Origin of the sequence: Pseudoalteromonas fuliginea, assembly GCF_000690055.1 — a bacterium.
GTDB lineage: Bacteria > Pseudomonadota > Gammaproteobacteria > Enterobacterales > Alteromonadaceae > Pseudoalteromonas > Pseudoalteromonas fuliginea.
Genome location: NZ_JJNZ01000254.1, coordinates 1 through 278 on the forward strand (window position 1 = coordinate 1; position 278 = coordinate 278).

Annotated in this window: 1 rRNA gene; it reads right to left on the reverse strand. The window is 35.3% G+C overall.

Annotation, left to right across the window (positions count from 1 at the left end):
- Nucleotides 1-213 (reverse strand): 23S ribosomal RNA (locus DC53_RS00075); the annotation flags it as partial.
- Between the last annotated feature and the right edge of the window lie 65 nt (nt 214-278).

The following is a 278-nucleotide window of genomic DNA, read 5'->3' on the forward strand; positions in this document are numbered from 1 at the left end:
TGATTTCTTTTCCACAGCTACTTAGATATTTCAGTTCACCGTGTGTCCTTCTGCTTAGCAGACAATACCGATTACCGGTATTAGGTTCCCCCATTCGGAAATCCTAGAGTTATAACGCTTCTTATCAACTCCTCTAGGCTTATCGCAGATTAATACGTCCTTCTTCGGACATTCGAGTCAAGGCATCCACTTTATGCTATATTTCAATTTTAATACAACCAAAACTATTAATCATTTTAGTCTCAAAAAATTATTCACTAACTTTAATTATTCAGATT